The organism is Enterococcus phoeniculicola ATCC BAA-412 (assembly GCF_000407505.1).
Classification (GTDB): domain Bacteria; phylum Bacillota; class Bacilli; order Lactobacillales; family Enterococcaceae; genus Enterococcus_K; species Enterococcus_K phoeniculicola.
In genome coordinates this window covers 104059-121108 of record NZ_ASWE01000001.1, presented here as the reverse complement: position 1 = coordinate 121108, position 17050 = coordinate 104059, and the positions used below count along the sequence as shown (strand labels likewise).

General features: G+C 35.8%; 17 protein-coding genes and 1 riboswitch. Of the genes, 9 read left to right on the top strand and 8 right to left on the bottom strand.

Going from position 1 to position 17050, the window contains the following annotated elements; all coding sequences use genetic code 11:
• Position 1: 1 nt before the first annotated feature.
• Positions 2-454 carry a hypothetical protein gene (locus tag I589_RS00515; protein WP_010770102.1) on the bottom strand — a complete coding sequence of 151 codons (453 nt, stop codon included), beginning with the start codon at positions 452-454 and terminating at the stop codon, positions 2-4.
• 190 nt (positions 455-644) lie between these two features.
• On the opposite strand from I589_RS00515, the gene I589_RS17695 reads away from it, so the two are divergent.
• The 3 genes from I589_RS17695 to I589_RS00500 are packed head-to-tail and all read left to right on the top strand — an operon-like array spanning position 645 to position 3071.
• Positions 645-1550, top strand: a complete 906-nt coding sequence (locus tag I589_RS17695; RefSeq protein ID WP_010770103.1) for a helix-turn-helix domain-containing protein — start codon at positions 645-647, stop codon at positions 1548-1550.
• 13 nt (positions 1551-1563) lie between these two features.
• A complete protein-coding gene (locus I589_RS00505) occupies positions 1564-2070 on the top strand; it encodes a hypothetical protein (RefSeq protein ID WP_010770104.1) in 507 nt (168 codons plus the stop codon).
• Positions 2067-3071: a Gfo/Idh/MocA family protein gene (locus I589_RS00500; protein WP_010770105.1), complete on the top strand. Its 1005-nt coding sequence runs from the start codon at positions 2067-2069 to the stop codon at positions 3069-3071. Before I589_RS00505 ends, I589_RS00500 begins: the two co-directional genes overlap by 4 nt.
• 130 nt (positions 3072-3201) lie before the next feature.
• On the opposite strand, the gene I589_RS00495 is transcribed toward I589_RS00500, so the two are convergent.
• The gene (locus I589_RS00495; RefSeq protein WP_010770106.1) at positions 3202-4365 is read right to left on the bottom strand and encodes a Gfo/Idh/MocA family protein; all 1164 of its coding nucleotides are present in this window, start codon (positions 4363-4365) and stop codon (positions 3202-3204) included.
• A gap of 306 nt (positions 4366-4671) precedes the next feature.
• Here I589_RS00495 and I589_RS00490 point away from each other — a divergent pair, with 306 nt between their 5' ends.
• The 5 genes from I589_RS00490 (at position 4672) to I589_RS00470 (ending at position 11315) form a co-directional block, all read left to right on the top strand.
• Entirely contained in the window at positions 4672-4968 is a 297-nt protein-coding gene (locus I589_RS00490) for a hypothetical protein (protein ID WP_010770107.1), read from the top strand.
• Positions 4969-5429: 461 nt separating this feature from the next.
• Positions 5430-5603: riboswitch (Lysine riboswitch) on the top strand.
• A 145-nt stretch (positions 5604-5748) separates the two neighbouring features.
• The gene (locus tag I589_RS00485) at positions 5749-7371 is read left to right on the top strand and encodes an ABC transporter substrate-binding protein/permease (RefSeq protein WP_010770108.1); all 1623 of its coding nucleotides are present in this window, start codon (positions 5749-5751) and stop codon (positions 7369-7371) included.
• Between the two features lie 11 nt (positions 7372-7382).
• Entirely contained in the window at positions 7383-8117 is a 735-nt protein-coding gene (locus I589_RS00480; RefSeq protein ID WP_010770109.1) for an amino acid ABC transporter ATP-binding protein, read from the top strand.
• Positions 8118-8279: 162 nt separating this feature from the next.
• Positions 8280-9644 (top strand): branched-chain amino acid transport system II carrier protein, encoded by a 1365-nt coding sequence (gene brnQ, locus I589_RS00475; protein ID WP_010770110.1) that lies wholly within the window; start codon positions 8280-8282, stop codon positions 9642-9644.
• Positions 9645-9818: 174 nt separating this feature from the next.
• Entirely contained in the window at positions 9819-11315 is a 1497-nt protein-coding gene (locus I589_RS00470) for a helix-turn-helix domain-containing protein (RefSeq protein ID WP_010770111.1), read from the top strand.
• A gap of 1250 nt (positions 11316-12565) precedes the next feature.
• On the opposite strand, the gene I589_RS00465 is transcribed toward I589_RS00470, so the two are convergent.
• The 3 genes from I589_RS00465 to I589_RS17685 form a co-directional block, all read right to left on the bottom strand.
• Positions 12566-13012: a hypothetical protein gene (locus I589_RS00465; protein WP_010770113.1), complete on the bottom strand. Its 447-nt coding sequence runs from the start codon at positions 13010-13012 to the stop codon at positions 12566-12568.
• Positions 13013-13110: 98 nt separating this feature from the next.
• A complete protein-coding gene (locus tag I589_RS17690) occupies positions 13111-14244 on the bottom strand; it encodes a hypothetical protein (protein ID WP_010770114.1) in 1134 nt (377 codons plus the stop codon).
• Positions 14177-14389, bottom strand: a complete 213-nt coding sequence (locus tag I589_RS17685) for a T7SS effector LXG polymorphic toxin (protein WP_051100934.1) — start codon at positions 14387-14389, stop codon at positions 14177-14179. The genes I589_RS17690 and I589_RS17685 overlap by 68 nt, the downstream gene beginning before the upstream one ends.
• A gap of 395 nt (positions 14390-14784) precedes the next feature.
• On the opposite strand from I589_RS17685, the gene I589_RS00455 reads away from it, so the two are divergent.
• Positions 14785-15228: a cytidine deaminase family protein gene (locus I589_RS00455; protein WP_010770115.1), complete on the top strand. Its 444-nt coding sequence runs from the start codon at positions 14785-14787 to the stop codon at positions 15226-15228.
• A 183-nt stretch (positions 15229-15411) separates the two neighbouring features.
• Here I589_RS00455 and I589_RS00450 read toward each other — a convergent pair whose 3' ends face one another.
• The 3 genes from I589_RS00450 to I589_RS00440 form a co-directional block, all read right to left on the bottom strand.
• Complete coding sequence (locus I589_RS00450) at positions 15412-15786, bottom strand: hypothetical protein (protein ID WP_010770116.1); 375 nt, start codon at positions 15784-15786, stop codon at positions 15412-15414.
• A gap of 141 nt (positions 15787-15927) precedes the next feature.
• Positions 15928-16383, bottom strand: coding sequence for a low molecular weight protein-tyrosine-phosphatase (locus tag I589_RS00445; RefSeq protein ID WP_010770117.1), 456 nt, complete (start codon positions 16381-16383; stop codon positions 15928-15930).
• Positions 16384-16427: 44 nt separating this feature from the next.
• On the bottom strand, positions 16428-16997 hold the full coding sequence (locus I589_RS00440) for a TetR/AcrR family transcriptional regulator (RefSeq protein ID WP_010770118.1): 570 nt from the start codon (positions 16995-16997) through the stop codon (positions 16428-16430).
• Between the last annotated feature and the right edge of the window lie 53 nt (positions 16998-17050).

The following is a 17050-nucleotide window of genomic DNA, read 5'->3' as shown; positions in this document are numbered from 1 at the left end:
TTCATTCCTCCACCCTATTCTCGCTTAATTGAAATCGTTTCATAAGCGCTTGAATTCTTTTCTTCTCCTCAACTGTCAGTGTTTCTTGCAATAAACATAACTGGTAGTCGCCTGAAAAAGCATTATCAGCACTTGTGTCATATTGAATCATTCCTTGAGTACCCACAATTTCCACTTTTAAAAGTGGGGATGCCGCCTGATCAATTTGTGCAATTGAACAATTTAATAAACTGTCATCCCTAAATTTTCCTATAAGAAGACGTGCCATTTGATTGATCTTCATAGATAAGATTTGCAGTTCAGCTTTCTTTACAACGAGTAATAAATGGATGACCTGTTCCAACATATCGTCAAATAGTTCCTCTTTATTCGTGTAGTATGAAAGTCGAATAAACTGAGGCTCTCCAATTTGTCCTTTTTGACAAGCCGCCATTAACTCCTCTGAAAATCTCATAGATCCAGCTCCTTTTTTGTATACGCTTTCTTTTTCATGTATAAGCATAATTTTATTTACTTTAAAGTTATTTAGAAAAAAGTATCTATTATTTACACATAAAGATTTCAAAATGAAAACGTCTCCTATTTCTGAATCACTTATGTCATACTAACCTCAACGCAGTTTCTAAGTTAGGAGTAAATAATTGATGGAAAATCAGAACCTTTCTTCCCAGTTTTTACCACTTGAGACACTTGATAGTCTTGCCTATTATGAATTTGCAGCGGATAACGTCTACCCTCTTCAATCACTTCCTTACTCTGCTATTTATTTCGTAGATCAAGGGGCGATTGTCATTGAACGTTCAAACGAAACTTTTTTACTTGAACAAGGAACTTGTTTGTTCATAGAAAAACAGACACCCAGAATTATCAAAACACTGGCCAACCAATCAGCCACCATGTTTTTAGTTGGTTTTTCAATGCGTGCTGAGCTACATTCAGAGTTTTCAAATCAAAAAATGCTTCTGACAAAACATCTTCAGCAGCTTTTAGGAACTATTTTTAAGCTTTCCGAATCTATTTATCCTGAAATGGATACAAGAATCTATCAAGTGAATAGGCGTCTATATTCTGTGAATCCTTTGGACGAATGGTTACTTTATGTGTATCTGTCTGAGCTCATTCTTCTCCTACTTCAAGAGACAACTCTTGAGCAGAAAATGGAGCTAACTCCTGCAACACCACCTTTGAGAAGACAATACACACATAAACTTACCAATGAGGTGATTACTTACATGGAGCAAACCCTCAGTAAAAATATGTCTATTGATTCCTTTGCTTCTCAATTTTTTGTTAGTCCCTCTTATTTAAAAAAAATATTTAAGATGGACACAGGCTACAGCATTATCAACTATTTTCGTACGCTCAAAATTGAGGAGGCGAAACGATTGATACGTGAAAATCAAGTAAGCTTAACCACGATTTCAAATATGCTAGGTTACGACAGCATCCATCATTTTTCCAATTCATTTAAACGAGCCACAGGGTTTAGTCCCTCCTCTTATCGCAAATCGATTCAGTCGATTGAAGAAAAATTAGATTTATTACTGTAAAGGAGCGTTCATCATGAGAACAGAGTTAGCTTATCCATTATCTTTAATAGATGAAGGTAAACTAGGTATTATTGAATTCACCCGATATAGTCTTTCAGTAAATGAGCAGAAAAAGGAAAAAAAAGAACGTATCTTGATAGAGACGCTTGCTTTTATTCTCTATTCGCATAAAGCTCAGCTGTCTTCTTTAAAAGCTTCATCTGATTCCTTGGGCAATGTCTTACTCGTTACCTTGCAATTCGACAACCAATCACTTGCAAATTTATTGCTGAACTTTACTCATCGCCAAGAGACCCCCTCCTTTTTAAAAAAATTCGAGCTAGCTGGAAGTAAGGCGATGTATCAATATGATTCTATTCAAAAAAATTCTTTTTATTCTAATTTTATTTTGGATGATCCTTACCAGGTTGAACTCACTTTATCTGCTGAAGAACAGGACGGCATCACAGATATTTTAAAAAAAATTTACTGGTCAATTAACGAAAAAAAAGAAGTCCATTTTAAAGGAGCCTTATTATGAAAGTTGGTATATTAGGTGTTGCACATATGCAGGCGGAGTCCTATACAAAAGTATTTGCAAACGAAAAAGTCTCGGTTGTAGGTGTTTACGATCGAAACACCTTGCGAGGAACACAATTTGCGAAAAAATTAGCCATCCCATTTTTTCAAAGTATGGAGAATATCTTAAACACGGATATAGACACCGTGTTAATTTGTTCAGAAAACTCCTTACATTATGACTACACATTAGCTGCAGCTTTTCACAACAAACATGTGATTATAGAAAAACCCTTGGCCTTAAAAGTAGATGATGCGCTTCGCATGATGTTGACCTGTGAGGAATTCCGGGTAAAACTTCTAGTTGCTCATCCTATGCGCTTTTCAAAAACAATTATCGATTTAAAGACTGTTTTTGATTCAGGAAAACTCGGTCAGATTCTTGCACTAAATGGAACGAATCATGGGAAAAATCCTGGAGGGTGGTTCTTAAACCGTGAATTGTCCGGTGGTGGAGCAATCATTGACCACATGATTCATCTAATTGATTTATCTAACTGGCTTTTTCATTTCAAAATTCAATCCATTTACGCTCGAAAAAAAGGAAATTTGGTCTCTGATATTGAGGATGCTGGCTTAATTCATATCGAATTTACTAACGGTAGCTTTATGAGTTTAGATACTTCTTGGAACAGGCCCCTTAACTATCCTGTCTGGGGAGATGCTGCCTTAGAAATTATTACGGATAGAGGTCAGCTCTACGTTGATGGATTTGGCAGGAAAGCAGAACTTTATCACCATGATTCACACTACGACTATAAGCTTTTTGAAAAAGATCCTGATGTAGAAATGATTCAGACCTTTATCCGCTGTATCGATAAAAATGAGCCTCTTCCAGTAACTGGTGAAGATGCACTCTACACAGTCAAAATCGCAAATCTTGCCTACGCATCTATCCAGCAAAACCGAACGATTTATCAGCATGAATTTGAAGAAATCTTGCGTACCCCATTTTATTTGTAGAGAACACCAACTATGTAAAAACAACGAGTGAATAAAGAGCTCAGAACAAACCTGTTCTACTCTCCGCTAGAAACTATGTTTCTAAGCCCTCACTCGTTGTTTTTTTATTACTTTATACTCTTTTTTTCTCCTAGAATACCGGCAACGTTTGTATTTCCATTGTATCAATTGACTTTTGAGCCGCTATAGCAGTTAAACCTGCAATCACACCTGATTTGAGAGTAGATAGAGGGGGAGTTCCCGTTTGAATTGCCTGAACAAAATCTTCCAGCTGTTCTGCGTCACCAGGCTCCATATTTTTTTCAACATAACTGGATTTATACGTGACGATTTCTTGTTTCGTTCGAGAATAGATGGTTATTTCATTCGTTTGGTCATCAAAATGAAGTTCCCCCATTGTTCCATAAAATTGAAATTCTCTTTGATAAAATCCGCTAAATTGACAGAGCTGATAGGATAGCTTTACGTCGTTTTTATAGCGAATCATAATGGACTGATGATCCTCCACATCTACTTCACTGCTGAATACACAACTATCTGGCCACTCTTCCCCCCATGTCAGTCCTTTTTCTTTTGCCAAATAGACGATACTTTCTTCACAGGTCTCTTTTATTAAACAATCTCGGCATCGTAATGCTTTGTCCACAGGTTTGCCAAATTTCTTTTGTGCGCCCGGCTCTCCCATAACTGCTAAACCGCCAAAGCCCATAATTTCACTTGGCTGACTATCTGCATACCAATTTACTAAATCCAATGTGTGCGTCGCTTTTTGTAAAAGTAGGCTTCCAGACAGGCTTCTTTGACGATGCCAGTCATGAAAGTAGGCATATCCGCCATACGGAATGTGATCGGTTGCTCTTACCATGACGAGTTCGCCAATAACTCCATTCTCTAAGAACTCTTTTACTTTTTTAAATAATCGTGCATAACGCAATACATAGCCAATTTCAATTACTTTTGAATAATCCTTTGCCTGCTGATAAATTTGCTTTAGTTTCTCCTCTGTAATCTCTACTGGTTTCTCACAAAGAATATGCTTATCTGCTCTTATGCACGCTGCAATTATTTCTGCATGTGTTCCATCAGGTGTTGCGATAAATACAGCATCTACATTGGGATTGTCCAACACCTCTTGATAGATGCGTGTAGTAGAAACCCCTTCAAACTGATGAAAATTTTTTCCTGCTACATCACATACCATTTCAATCTCGCAATCTGGTGATTGCTGAATTGTTTTTAAGGCATATTTGTACCCTCGATTCCCTAACCCAATAATTCCAAATCTAATAGTCATTGTTCTGGCTCCTCCTCAAGAATATGTTAAAGACAGCATATCGAATCTCACCATCTTTGCTACTCTTTTTAGAAAAAGAAAGCTGTTTTTATAAAAAAAGGAGCTTAATTAATAAAAATAATCAGACTATTTTTTTGCACTCCTCTCCCCTTCATTCTTTAAATCAACGCCACGTTCTCCTAAACTTATCCAAGCTGACCTCTCTATTGGTATTTTCTTGTTTATTGTTGCATTTCTCACAAGATTTCATGACAAATGACTGGAAACATGATAAAATACTAGCTGTATAAAGTGAGGTGAATTAACATGTTACCAGTGTTCATTTATTGGGGAATTATTTTAGCTTGTATTGCTTGGTTTGCTCTAAGCATTTTCTTTTCAGTTTTCTATTTATCTCGCAAAGAAAATGGAAATCTTTGGGCGTTTGCCTTTTTCAACGTACTTGCTGCTATTGTTTTAGCTATTATGCTAGTAGTTTATAGAACTTGGGGTTGGGACGTTACTCAATACTCAAGCTTGATTTACTTAATTTTAGCAGGCTACGGCGTACTAACTGTTGTTCAAGCCGTACTAGGCCGCGAACCAAAACCAGCAGCTGCATAAAACCAACAAAGAGAGTGAAGCATAACTCAGATAGTTACGCTTCGCTCTCTTTCTATCTTCTTGTGCCTATATGCTTCTAACCATTCTTTCTGCTATCTTTTCTTATAAAGACCGTTCTCAATTATATAAAACAAGCGTCTGCCCTCTATGACTAATTTTATAAAATTCAACAGATAATCCGTCATCTTCACGAACGCTGAATTTTTTACATAATTAGAAAAGATTCTTCAGATTCTCTCTGACAGGCTGTGAGGAACCTTTTGACTATCCTATCCTTTTCAACTCCCAAAATGTCCATTGCTGAAATTTTTAGTCATCAGAAACTGCAAACGAACGTTTTATTCATCACACGTATTTTTTGATTCAATTTTTCATGATGAGCGAATCTTTTATTGACATTTTTACCAATTTATCGTAGACTCAGTAACTGTATAAATGAACTGAATACGAGATGCCTCAATCAATGAGGTAGAGGTCGCGAGACTTATTAATCCTGTGGAGTGAAGAAGACACGTTGAAACAGGCCTAGGAAGAATCGCCGAAATGTACTGTTCTCTCTTGAACTTTATGTTGGGACACAAGTTAATAGCTTGTGGACTGTCTTAGTAGTGATACTAAGTTGCGCTATGTTTTGTGAGAGGTTTGTCATCCTATATAAAACCAGCGGCCTTATTTAAGTAATGGCGGCTTTTTTTGTTTTTCTGGAAGATGAACAAAACGATTCATTATTCACCTAGCCAAAAACTCGTGCATGTTACGACAATCAAAAAGGAGAAGAATATGAAGAAAAAATTATGTTCAATTACGATGGTACTAAGCTTTATCTTATCACTTATCTGTTTTGGTGCACCTCTTGCCCAAGCAGATGAAAAAACACCTGCCGATGAATTTCGTGTAGGGATGGAGGCTGGCTATGCACCGTTTAACTGGTCACAAAAAAATGATGAACATGGGGCTGTTGCTCTTGATAATGGGGCTTATGCTGGCGGATACGATGTTCAGATTGCTAAAAAAGTCGCAGATGGCTTAGGAAAAAAACTAGTCATTGTCCAAACGAAATGGGATGGTCTTGCACCTGCTTTGCAATCGGGAAAAATTGATGCCATTATTGCAGGAATGTCCCCTACTGCTGAACGTAGAAAAGAAGTCGATTTTACAGATGCTTATTATGAATCACAACTTGTGGTTGTCACTAAAAAAGACAGCCCCTATGCAAAAGCAAAGAGTCTTAAAGACCTATCCGGTGCTAAAATTACTGGTCAATTAAATACCTTCCATTATTCCGTTATTGATCAAATTCCTGGTGTAAAAAAAGAACAAGCGATGGATAATTTTTCTGCAATGAGAACAGCACTTGCTTCTGGTATCATCGATGGCTATGTCAGTGAACGTCCAGAAGGTGTGACGGCAACAAGTGTTGATAAAAATATGACCATGCTTGAATTTTCAGATGAAAATGGCTTCCAAACAACACCAGAAGATGTTCAAGTAGCCATTGGCATGCGTAAAGGAGATACCGATCAAGAAAAAGTCAATGCAATTTTAGCGACTATCACCCCTGATGAACGCACACAGATTATGGATCAGGCAATAGTTGACCAGCCTGCTGCTGTAGAAGAGGAAACAACAGATGATACAGCCTCTACTGAAAAGACAGGAGTCTTTAGCGACATAAAATCTATCTGGGACCAATCAGGAACTCTCTTTTTACGAGGGGCTGGTCTCACTCTTTTAATTGCTTTGTTTGGGACAGTTGTTGGGACTGCTTTAGGACTTTTAATCGGCGTCTTCCGTACCATTCCAGAATCTGAGCATAAAGCTGTTTATTATTTACAAAAGTTTGCAAACTGGTTACTTTCTGTCTATATTGAAGTCTTTCGTGGAACACCTATGATGGTTCAAGCGATGGTTATCTTCTATGGATTAGCGCTTGCCTTTGGGATTTCTCTCGATAAAACAGCTGCCGCTTTATTCATTGTTTCAATTAATACCGGTGCATATATGTCAGAAATAGTCCGTGGAGGAATTTTCGCCGTAGACAAAGGACAATTTGAAGCTGCTCAAGCAATTGGTATGACACATGGTCAAACCATGCGTAAAGTGGTGATTCCACAAGTTTTAAGAAATATTTTACCTGCAACAGGAAACGAATTTGTCATTAATATCAAAGACACTGCCGTATTAAGTGTTATTGGAGTTGCTGATCTATTCTTCCAAGGAAACTCAACTGCTGGCGGAAACTACAAGTTCTTCCAAACTTTCACAATTGTTGCCATTATGTATCTTATTATGACCTATACAATCACACGTATTTTACGTGTCGTTGAAAGAAAAATGGATGGTCCATCTGCATATGTTCAAATTGACGAAATAGAAGAAATAGCAAATCTGGAAGAAAAATAAGGAGGGTTCCCATGAATACAATTATTGATGTACAGCATTTGAAAAAAAGCTTTGGAAAAAATGAAGTATTAAAGGATATTAATTTAACTGTAGACAAAGGTGAGGTTGTAACAATCATTGGCTCTTCTGGTTCTGGTAAATCTACTTTGCTTCGCTGTATCAATTTGCTAGAAAAACCAACGGATGGAAAAATTCTTTATAAAGAAGAAAATGTACTAGAAAAAGGCTATAGCCTTCCAAATTATCGAACACATTTAGGTATGGTTTTCCAGCAATTTAATCTATTTAACAATATGAATGTTCTAGAAAATTGCCTGTCAGGACAATTAACTGTACTCAAACGTTCAAAAGAAGAAGCTCGTGAAATCGCGATAAAAAATTTAGAAAATGTTGGAATGGCTCGTTATATTGATGCCAAACCTTCTCAGCTTTCTGGCGGACAAAAACAGCGGGTCGCTATTGCTCGTGCGCTTTCTATGAATCCCGATGTGATGTTGTTTGATGAACCAACCTCAGCACTTGATCCTGAGATGGTTGGAGAAGTTCTGGCGACAATGAAAAACTTAGCTCATACAGGATTAACAATGATTGTTGTTACTCATGAAATGGCGTTTGCAAAAGAAGTTTCTGATCGTGTGATTTTTATGGATAAAGGGGTTATCGCTGAAGAAGGAACACCTGAGGATATCTTTGTTCATCCAAAAGAAGCCCGTACAAAAGAGTTTTTACATCGTGTATTAGATTAAAAAGTTCAAATGAGAATTCAAACGTTCTTATCGTTCGTTTGAATTTTTTCTTATTCTGGAAATTTTCCAGAGATTATTATTGAAATTTTCAGAATTTTATTGATAAAGAGCTGTAAGCATGGTACTTTTATTAGAAATAAAAAATGTTAGGAGTTGAATTTTTTGAAAAAAACATTAGGGTGGCGAGAGTATCTTTATATTGGCTCTATGCTCTTTGGATTATTTTTTGGTGCAGGAAACTTAATTTTCCCTGTACATATGGGACAAGAAGCTGGATCAGCCATTTCTATGGCAAATTTGGGCTTTTTAGTTACAGGTATCGGCCTGCCTTTTCTGGGAGTTATTGCTATAGGCGTTTCCAAAAGTGAGGGCGTTTTTGATTTAGCTAAACGTGTAAATAAGCGATATGCACTTATCTTCACAGTTCTTTTATACTTAGTTATTGGTCCATTTTTTGCCTTGCCTCGTTTAGCAACGACCTCCTTTGAAGTAGGGTTAGCGCCATTTATTGATCCAGCCATTCATCCTGCTTTTTTAGCTTTATTCAGTGTGCTGTTCTTTTTAGCAGCTTGGTTCTTTTCACGTAAACCTTCAAAGATTTTAGACTATGTAGGAAAATTTTTAAATCCATTATTTCTAATTTTATTGGGGATATTGCTACTGTTAGGATTTCTAAAACCTTTAGGAACTATTTCCGACATGGCTGTACAGCCAAGCTATCAAACAAATACCTTTATTAATGGATTTACCCAAGGCTACAACACCTTGGATGCATTGGCAGCTCTTGCATTTGGAATTATTATTGTCACGACAATTCGAAATATGGGAATAACTGAGCCTTCAGAAATTGCAAAAGATACTATCAAATCTGGTTCTATTAGTATTTTATTGATGGGAATTATTTATACATTACTTTCTTTCTTGGGTGCTATGAGCTTAGGTGAATTTCCGTTAAGTGCCAATGGTGGAATTGCATTAGCACAAATTGCTAATTACTATCTAGGAACCGCTGGAAGTATTTTACTTGCGGGAATTGTTATTATTGCTTGTTTAAAAACAGGGATTGGACTGATAACTGCTTGCTCAGAAACCTTTGTTAAGCTGTTTCCTTCACGTTCTTATGGTTTTTATGTAGCAGTTGCTAGTATCTTACCTTGTATTTTTGCAAATGTAGGATTGACAAAAATCATTCAATTTTCAACACCTGTTCTGATGTTTATTTATCCGCTAGCAATGACATTGATTTTACTGGTACTGATAGGACCTTTGTTTAAACATCGTCCTCATGTATATAAAATGACGACTTACTTCACATTAATCGCGGCAATTGCGGATGCATTACTTGCCTCTCCTGCGTTTTTGAAGGACACATTTTTGGTTAAAGGAATCTTAAAATTTGCGACTGATTATCTTCCTTTCTTCACAATGGGGATGGGATGGATTCTTCCAGCCATCATCGGCTTTGTTGTAGGAATTATCTGGTCACTTTTCCAACCTAATGCTTTTAGAGAGTCAACTATCGAATAAATTATTCAATGGCAGAAATTCTTAAATGAGTTTCTGTCGTTTTTTTATTAAATAATTCTTTGTTTAAAAGGAATTTTTCTCTGGTAGAGCATGAGAAAGCTCTTTTAGAATTACGTTATAAACTGACATTCTACGTGAAAAAAGGTACAATGCAACTAAGGAGGGACATAAAGCATGTTATACGAAGAATTAATCATGGATTCATCTACATTAATTAAATTTAATTTATTTAAAACGCTAACTCGTCTAAATAATGATCACTATCCTGTCACTCACCTTGCTGAAGAAATGGATTTAAATTATCAACAGACAATGATTGATTTGGCTGAAATTGACAGGGATTTAGAAGAATTGCACGAAAACCATGTCTCTATCTTAATAGGCGCTGGAAAAATAAACTCATTCAACATCAGTAGCACCATTGATGAATATCGCTACTTTTTATTAACCCATTCGGTTCCTTTTCAGTTTATGCTCTATTTTTTAAATGAACCTGAACCTAATGTGGACAAATTTTGTGAAAAATATTATGTTAGCCGCTCCACTGTTTCAAGAAAAATAGCTAAGTTTAAAGCTTATTTGCACCAATTCCATCTTCGACTTACATATACAGACGCAGGTTTGGTAGGAGACGAACGAATTATTCGCATCGCTTTGTTTATTTTAGTTTGGTTGGGAACACGTGGTATGTATTGGCCACTCAAAGTGTCAGAAGAAAAAGCAGAACAATTCGCAGATGCCTGCGCAAAATATTTCCCCTTAAGTCGGACTTATTTGGGACGACTAGAACTTAAGTTTTTTGCTGGAATTATTCTTTCACGCCTTCCTAGAAATAAATTTGCAAAGTATGATAAACATTACGATTTTCTTTTACAAAAGAATTCTTATTATGATTTTCATGAGATCGAAGCCTTACTAGATATTCCCTTGACACCTAAACAAATAAAAGGTGAAAGTAGTTTTATTTTCTTTCTCGCACATTTTGCTCCTTTTTATACATTAGAAGATGATGAAAGCTTACAACAAACACTTTTAGACTTTTCTACTCGACTAAATCCAGTCTACAGCTTGACGCGTGAATTTCTTGATTATGTGCGAAAACAATTTTTTAAAGCAGAGCCTGAATTATTAGATAGTCCTCTTATCTTAGGGAACCTTTTAAATGTTGGATTCAGCTTTTACGTATTTCGTCAAGTTTATCCATCAATTCATGGACTTGTCGTTCAGCCACAGATGCAAGCACACTCTAATCAAGAGTTTCAAGATAAAATCGACCAGTTTTTCAGCTTCGTTCGAAAAGATCCTGAATTTCAATTTATCACAGATGAAGTGCTTCCAGAAATTTCAAAAACGTATGCAAATGTTTTACTTCCTTATTATGATCGTGTCAAATACTCTAAAAAACTTCAGGTTAGTTTAGCTATGGAACATAATTTTCTTCTAGTGAAAGGATTATATCAGTTTTTGGATGATTTAAAATTTGTTCAAGCTGAGCCCTACAACACAAGTAAGAATGATGATTATGATTTAGTTATTAGCTCTTCTCTTTTATTAAAGCAAGAGCACCCTGAACTACCTGTCTATTTTTGGGATCATTCATCAAGCGAAAGTGAATTAATTTCTCTATATCAGAAACTACGTAACTTATATACTGAAAAAAATATTTATTGAATCTGTAATAAGTTGGAGTTGATGGCTTCGTAAATAAACTGAGCTCTTTTGACCCTTTTATTATCATAAGAATCTCTTAACTATTCTTTACAGCTTTAGAGAACTTTCATCACAAAATCTTCACACATCATGAGTATTATATAAGCATACCAACAAACAACCCTAACAAAACACTTTTTCATTTTTAACTCCTTGCCTGTCAGCTACCCTCTGACAGGCTCTTTTTTATGTACGTTGGGATACTTCTCTTTTTTGCGTAATAAAAACTATGCGTTTCTTTCCTTTTTTCACTACACTTTCATCACAATTTTTTCACTTTTTCTCGGTATTGTATACACATACCAACAAACAACCCTAACAAAACACTTTTTCATTTTTAACTCCTTGCCTGTCAGCTACCCTCTGACAGGCTCCTTTTTTTATGTACATGCGGATATTTCTCTTTTTTGCGTAATAAAAACTATGCGTTTCTTTCCTTTTTTTACTACACTTTCATCACAATTTTTTCACTTTTTCTCGGTATAGTATACACATACCAACAAACAACCCTAACAAAACACTTTTTCATTTTTTTACTCCTTGCCCGCCAGCTACCCTCTGGTGGGCTCCTTTTTTTATGTACATGCGGATATTTCTCTTTTTTGTGTAATAAAAACTATGCGTTTCTTTCCTTTTTTTACTACACTTTCATCACAATTTTTTCACTTTTTCTCGGTATAGTATACACATACCAACAAACAACCCTAACAAAACACTTTTTCATTTTTTTACTCCTTGCCTGCCAGCTACCCTCTGGCGGGCTCCTTTTTTTATGTACGTGCGGATACTTTTTTTGCGTAATAAAAACTATGCGTTTCTTTCTTTTTTTACTACACTTTCATCACAATTTTTTCACTTTTTCTCGGTATAGTATACACATACCAACAAACAACCCTAACAAAACACTTTTTCATTTTTTTACTCCTTACCCGCCAGCTACCCTCTGGCGGGCTTTTTGTTTCTACTGTTTCCATTAAAATATTTGAGGGGATAACTTCTTAGTCCACTATATAAAACACACTTTTTGTGACTCTTATCTTTAGAACATCATCCCCCTTAAGCTTTGGAAGAAATTAACTACAAAAGTAAAAAAGAAACGACAAAATTTAATCGTTTCTTTTTTCAATATTGAATTTTCCCAATAAATACAGCTAGCTTTTTGTTTGCTATTAGCAACTTGATTCGTGAGATTATTCCTTACTATCAAGGTTCTATTTTCTCCACTCCTGTCGAGTGATAGAGCCTTTTTTTATTCTATAATCCAGTTCTAACAATGCTTCTTCAACATCTTCTTCTAACTTAAAATTATCTTTGTATGATTCAATAATTTTTTTGTATTTCACATTTCCTGAATATCCAAGCATGCTTAATATATAACTCAAACATTCATCATTAAACTTATTTAAGTGGTTAATGAGTGGGGTTAAATTAATTGATTTTTCAACATCTGGAGCCTTCGAACCTTCTAGCATTGCATTTAGTATTGATTCATTAATCTCATTATCATCTTGTAATGTAACTTGAACAGCTAAATTGTTAATGATTTCTATAGCCTTATCATCTGGTTCGTCACCATAATCTAAAACATCTCTTATATAACCTACTGCTTCTAATTTTTCATTCTTACTTTTTTTGAATCTTTTAAAATACTTAGCCAATCCATTTAGATTCTCCTTGCTTCTATTTTTTGTAGTTGAATCAGAATATGAATACTATTATATCTCTATATTCCGGGTAGATTGAAATTCTCCAGATACTAGATTAGACTATCATCTACACTAGAACCTTGTAAATTACTAAAGTTCCCAATATTTCCCGGACCCAATCCACCTGCCCCACTGTCCTTCTTATAACTTGCATTTCCTGTATTCTTACTTTTATCTAGTATATAATTTTTTCCATTCTTATTGCCCGAGAACACCTCGCTAGACTCATAATTCTCCCTCATTGTATCATTTTCCACTTGTTTTATGTCACTCGTCGTTGTCAATCGATAAGACGCATAGGCAAAGCCTAGCGTTTGAAGAGCACCTCCCATTTCGGATTCGTCTAGCCATGTAGAGATATCTTCTACCTGTTGTGATGTATAAACCACCCCGCCTAAAATACCATCATAGCTTTCCCCTGTGATGTAATTCGTTCTATTACGCCAACCGTCTTTGACTTTTTTTTCAAATGCCTCATAGGTCATTATTTGTACTAAATTAGAATCTAAAGCGGGACCCACTTCCGATAAATAGCGATACAGTTCAGGATTAGTCACACCATATCCGGTTTCTTTGTCTTCTATCTGCCATAAAATCTTAGGATTTCCATCCATATCTGGATAGATAATCACATAGACATTGTAGTTAGCTAATTCTTCGTTTTTTTCTGGGTTTATTCCTTTTTGATGATTATCATATTGAACCCATTTTTCCTGAATCGTCGTTTTCCACGATAAATCATTAGGAACGGTGAACGTGCCTGTTGCCCCATTCCAGGTGGTCTTTGTCTGTGCTATTCCTTTGGCTACTGCTTTTCTTAAACTATCTATTTCTAAGAATATCAGTGTAGAGCGCGCATCAAATAACAATAATTTTCGTAACTTTTCTTCTAACTTTTTCTTAACGTCCGTGTACATGCCGATGACCATCAGGTTGTATGCTAGCTGAAACAGTGGGGTCTCTCCCGTTGTGGTAGACATTAGTTGTGTCCGAATCTCTCTAGCTTCATTTAGTAATCGATTGACTTTACGAATTTGTTCTTCTAATTCTGACTGCTTTAAATCTATACTGTCTACTTGTGATAGGTACTCTTCAGGGAATGCGCTGACTGCCTTTTCAACCGTTTCTGATAGAAGCTGCCAATGGATACAATACATTGGCAAAGTACGCTTTCGCAGAATCATACGCTGCTCCTTTTAAATTTGTCGTCAACGTAAATTGTGAAATTGCTTTTTGTAAGGACTGATAGCTTTGGATCTGTTCCCTACACTTTTTACTGACACTCGTTGCTTGATTCTGCGAAGAAGAAACATACATATCAATGCTCATCTTTTTCCTCCTTTATTACTATTTTTTAATATGTATTTAGCTCTCCCATTTCTTCACTACAAAAATAGCGCTCTCATTCCCCAAAAGCATCCAAAGTTTCAGAGGCACTTGAAAGAGTATTCAATATTCTATTTCCTCTTTGCTTTTCCCTAGTTATGTACTACCTGTACTTACGTTTCCTTCTATAAAACTTTAAATTTAACACCCCTTTATCACACTCATTATAAATAATAAAGACAGTATGTTAGTTCTATCTTTTAAAATTTCTATTGATTATGAAAAAATTTTTATGTTTAATTCTTCCACCTTCTAACAGATCTTTTTTCTTGTTCAATTTTATCCTTCTCTTTGTTATACTAAGCGAAAATGAAGCATTGGAAAGGAAAATGAAACTTATGGATATTTGGACAAAATTATATGAGCAAGCAAAAGTCGAATATCATCCAACAGATGTGAGTCCGTTTATACATGCCCACCATGTTGTTTGTGCTTTAGAAGCTTTGGATGGACAAATTTATACCGGTTTTTGTTTTGAAAGTTGTTGTGGTGTATTAGATTTGTGTGCTGAGAGGGTTGCTGCATTAAATATGTATGCAGCAAGTGGCCAAACAGTTATCAAGCGAATTATTACTTTTCGAGAGGACGTTCCTGAGGGGATTTCTGGCATGCCTTGCGGAGGATGCAGAGAATTGCTTTTACAGCTCTCTCCTGAGAACAAAGAAACGGAAATCATGCTAGATTATAAAAAACGAAAAACCATCCGTTTAATTGATCTCACACCTCATTGGTGGGGATGGGATAGATATCGTCAAACAGAAAAAGAAGGCACCGAAGTTTAGTGAAATGAAAGAAGTTCTCCCTTTATCTTCTATTAATTATTCCTATAAAAAAAGTGAGGGTGGACTATAGCTATTTAAGTTATAGTCCACCCTCGTAAAAGCTTAATAAAAGGCGGGAACAGAAGTAACTCCATCTTATTTCTCGTAGCTGTACACTTCTGTCCTCACCTCAACTTTTCTTCTCTATTTTGTCATGCGTTCTTGTGACCCTTTTGGTGACAGAACACTCACTTTTTTTATCTGTGAAATTGAAACCATATGCATTTGTTGTTCTTGCGACTGGTCTTTTAATACAACTGTATCTTTTCCAACAGTTTTTGTCGCAATCCAGCCAGAAATTACCTTTGTTTTTGGATTGCTTGGTTCCTCCTGAATTTGAAGAACAACCAAACTTTTTTGTGCGGCCGCTTTTTGTAGCTTCTTGACGATATCTGCCGTTATCTGTTTTTGTACACGCTGATCACCAGAGTCATTGATAAAAGCATCCAAAAAGCTTTGAGAAGTCGTCGAGACCAACTTGGTAAGTTTCTTCATTGTTGAAGCTTTCTTTTTCTCCATTGTAATCGCCTCCTTAAGTAGTAAAAACAGATGTTCTGATAATTACCATTCTACCTAATTTTTAAGAAAAATACAAGAAAACATGTTCCCAACCAATCATTTCTAACAGCATTTTCATAGAATTCAGTTATGAATTTCTTTTTAAAATAACAATCGTAACCATTCATTAACTCCTTCAGAAACAAGTCGATAAGTCTCTTCAAAATCTCCCGTATAATAAGGATCAGGTACCTCGAGTGTTTCTTTTTCAGGGACAGCGCTCATAAATAAGTGAATTTTATCCTTCGTTTCATTTGGTGCTATTGCAAGCAAATCCTTTATATTATTTTTATCCATGCCTATAATAATGTCTGAATCTAGGAAGTCTTGCTGCGTGATTTGTCTTGCGCGTATTGTCGAACAATCAATTCCATGCTCGCTTAATATTTTTTGCGTACCTCTATGCGGCTTACTTCCAACTTCCCAGTGACTTGTTGCAGCAGAATCTACTAAAAAACTAGTCTCTAGATGACGGATACTCAACTCATGTCTCATTATTGCCTCAGCCATTGGTGACCGACAGATATTTCCCAAACAAACAAATAACACCTTTTTCATGTCGAACCCTCCCATAGTTGTTATCCCTAAAAATATAAAACGATTTAGGTTTCATTTTGTGAATACAATCGATAAGAAAAGAATTCTATATCCTGTGCTAAACGAAAGAGCTGTGTTGCAATTTCTAATGGGCTCTCTTGATAACCTTCTAAAATCCAATTTGTTAGCACGCCGCTACACCCATAAGAGAAAAATCGTGCATAAAAATATTTATCCTTTTCCGACAGTTGTTTTTCCTCATCCATCTGATTAAATAAAGAGATAAATAATTCCTGCGTAATTTCTGAAAACTCATTCATTAAAATTTCAGGATCAGCAGTCACTGTATTTAAGTAGAAAGTGCTTTTTTCTTTCATGGCCTTTAACATTTTCAAGGCTTGTTCTTCCCAGTTTTCTAGAGATAAGTTTTCGGATTTTAAATAGCACAATGAATGCTCAAAATATACCCAACGTAATAAATCATGTTTATCAGAAAAATGATAATAGAAGGTCTGGCGATTTAATCCCACTTTTTTCGTCAAATCTTGGATGCTGATTTTTGTAAAACTTTTTTCTTCGCAGAAATCCATTAATGCATCCCCTATTACTTTTTTCGTCAGCTTTGACTCACTCATCTTATCCCCCCATTCTTGTTTATCCATCATAACAAAAAAAAGAGCATTTATCT

Coding starts and splice junctions, on each gene's coding strand:
- I589_RS17695 (WP_010770103.1), top strand. CDS start 645: ATGGAAAATCAGAACCTTTCTTCCCAGTTTTTACCACTTGAGACACTT.
- I589_RS17685 (WP_051100934.1), bottom strand. CDS start 14,389: ATGAGCATTGATATGTATGTTTCTTCTTCGCAGAATCAAGCAACGAGT.
- I589_RS00515 (WP_010770102.1), bottom strand. CDS start 454: ATGAGATTTTCAGAGGAGTTAATGGCGGCTTGTCAAAAAGGACAAATT.
- I589_RS00480 (WP_010770109.1), top strand. CDS start 7,383: ATGAATACAATTATTGATGTACAGCATTTGAAAAAAAGCTTTGGAAAA.
- I589_RS00445 (WP_010770117.1), bottom strand. CDS start 16,383: ATGAAAAAGGTGTTATTTGTTTGTTTGGGAAATATCTGTCGGTCACCA.
- I589_RS00505 (WP_010770104.1), top strand. CDS start 1,564: ATGAGAACAGAGTTAGCTTATCCATTATCTTTAATAGATGAAGGTAAA.
- I589_RS00485 (WP_010770108.1), top strand. CDS start 5,749: ATGAAGAAAAAATTATGTTCAATTACGATGGTACTAAGCTTTATCTTA.
- I589_RS00500 (WP_010770105.1), top strand. CDS start 2,067: ATGAAAGTTGGTATATTAGGTGTTGCACATATGCAGGCGGAGTCCTAT.
- I589_RS00455 (WP_010770115.1), top strand. CDS start 14,785: ATGGATATTTGGACAAAATTATATGAGCAAGCAAAAGTCGAATATCAT.
- I589_RS00495 (WP_010770106.1), bottom strand. CDS start 4,365: ATGACTATTAGATTTGGAATTATTGGGTTAGGGAATCGAGGGTACAAA.
- I589_RS00470 (WP_010770111.1), top strand. CDS start 9,819: ATGTTATACGAAGAATTAATCATGGATTCATCTACATTAATTAAATTT.
- I589_RS00490 (WP_010770107.1), top strand. CDS start 4,672: ATGTTACCAGTGTTCATTTATTGGGGAATTATTTTAGCTTGTATTGCT.
- I589_RS00440 (WP_010770118.1), bottom strand. CDS start 16,997: ATGAGTGAGTCAAAGCTGACGAAAAAAGTAATAGGGGATGCATTAATG.
- I589_RS00450 (WP_010770116.1), bottom strand. CDS start 15,786: ATGGAGAAAAAGAAAGCTTCAACAATGAAGAAACTTACCAAGTTGGTC.
- I589_RS17690 (WP_010770114.1), bottom strand. CDS start 14,244: ATGATTCTGCGAAAGCGTACTTTGCCAATGTATTGTATCCATTGGCAG.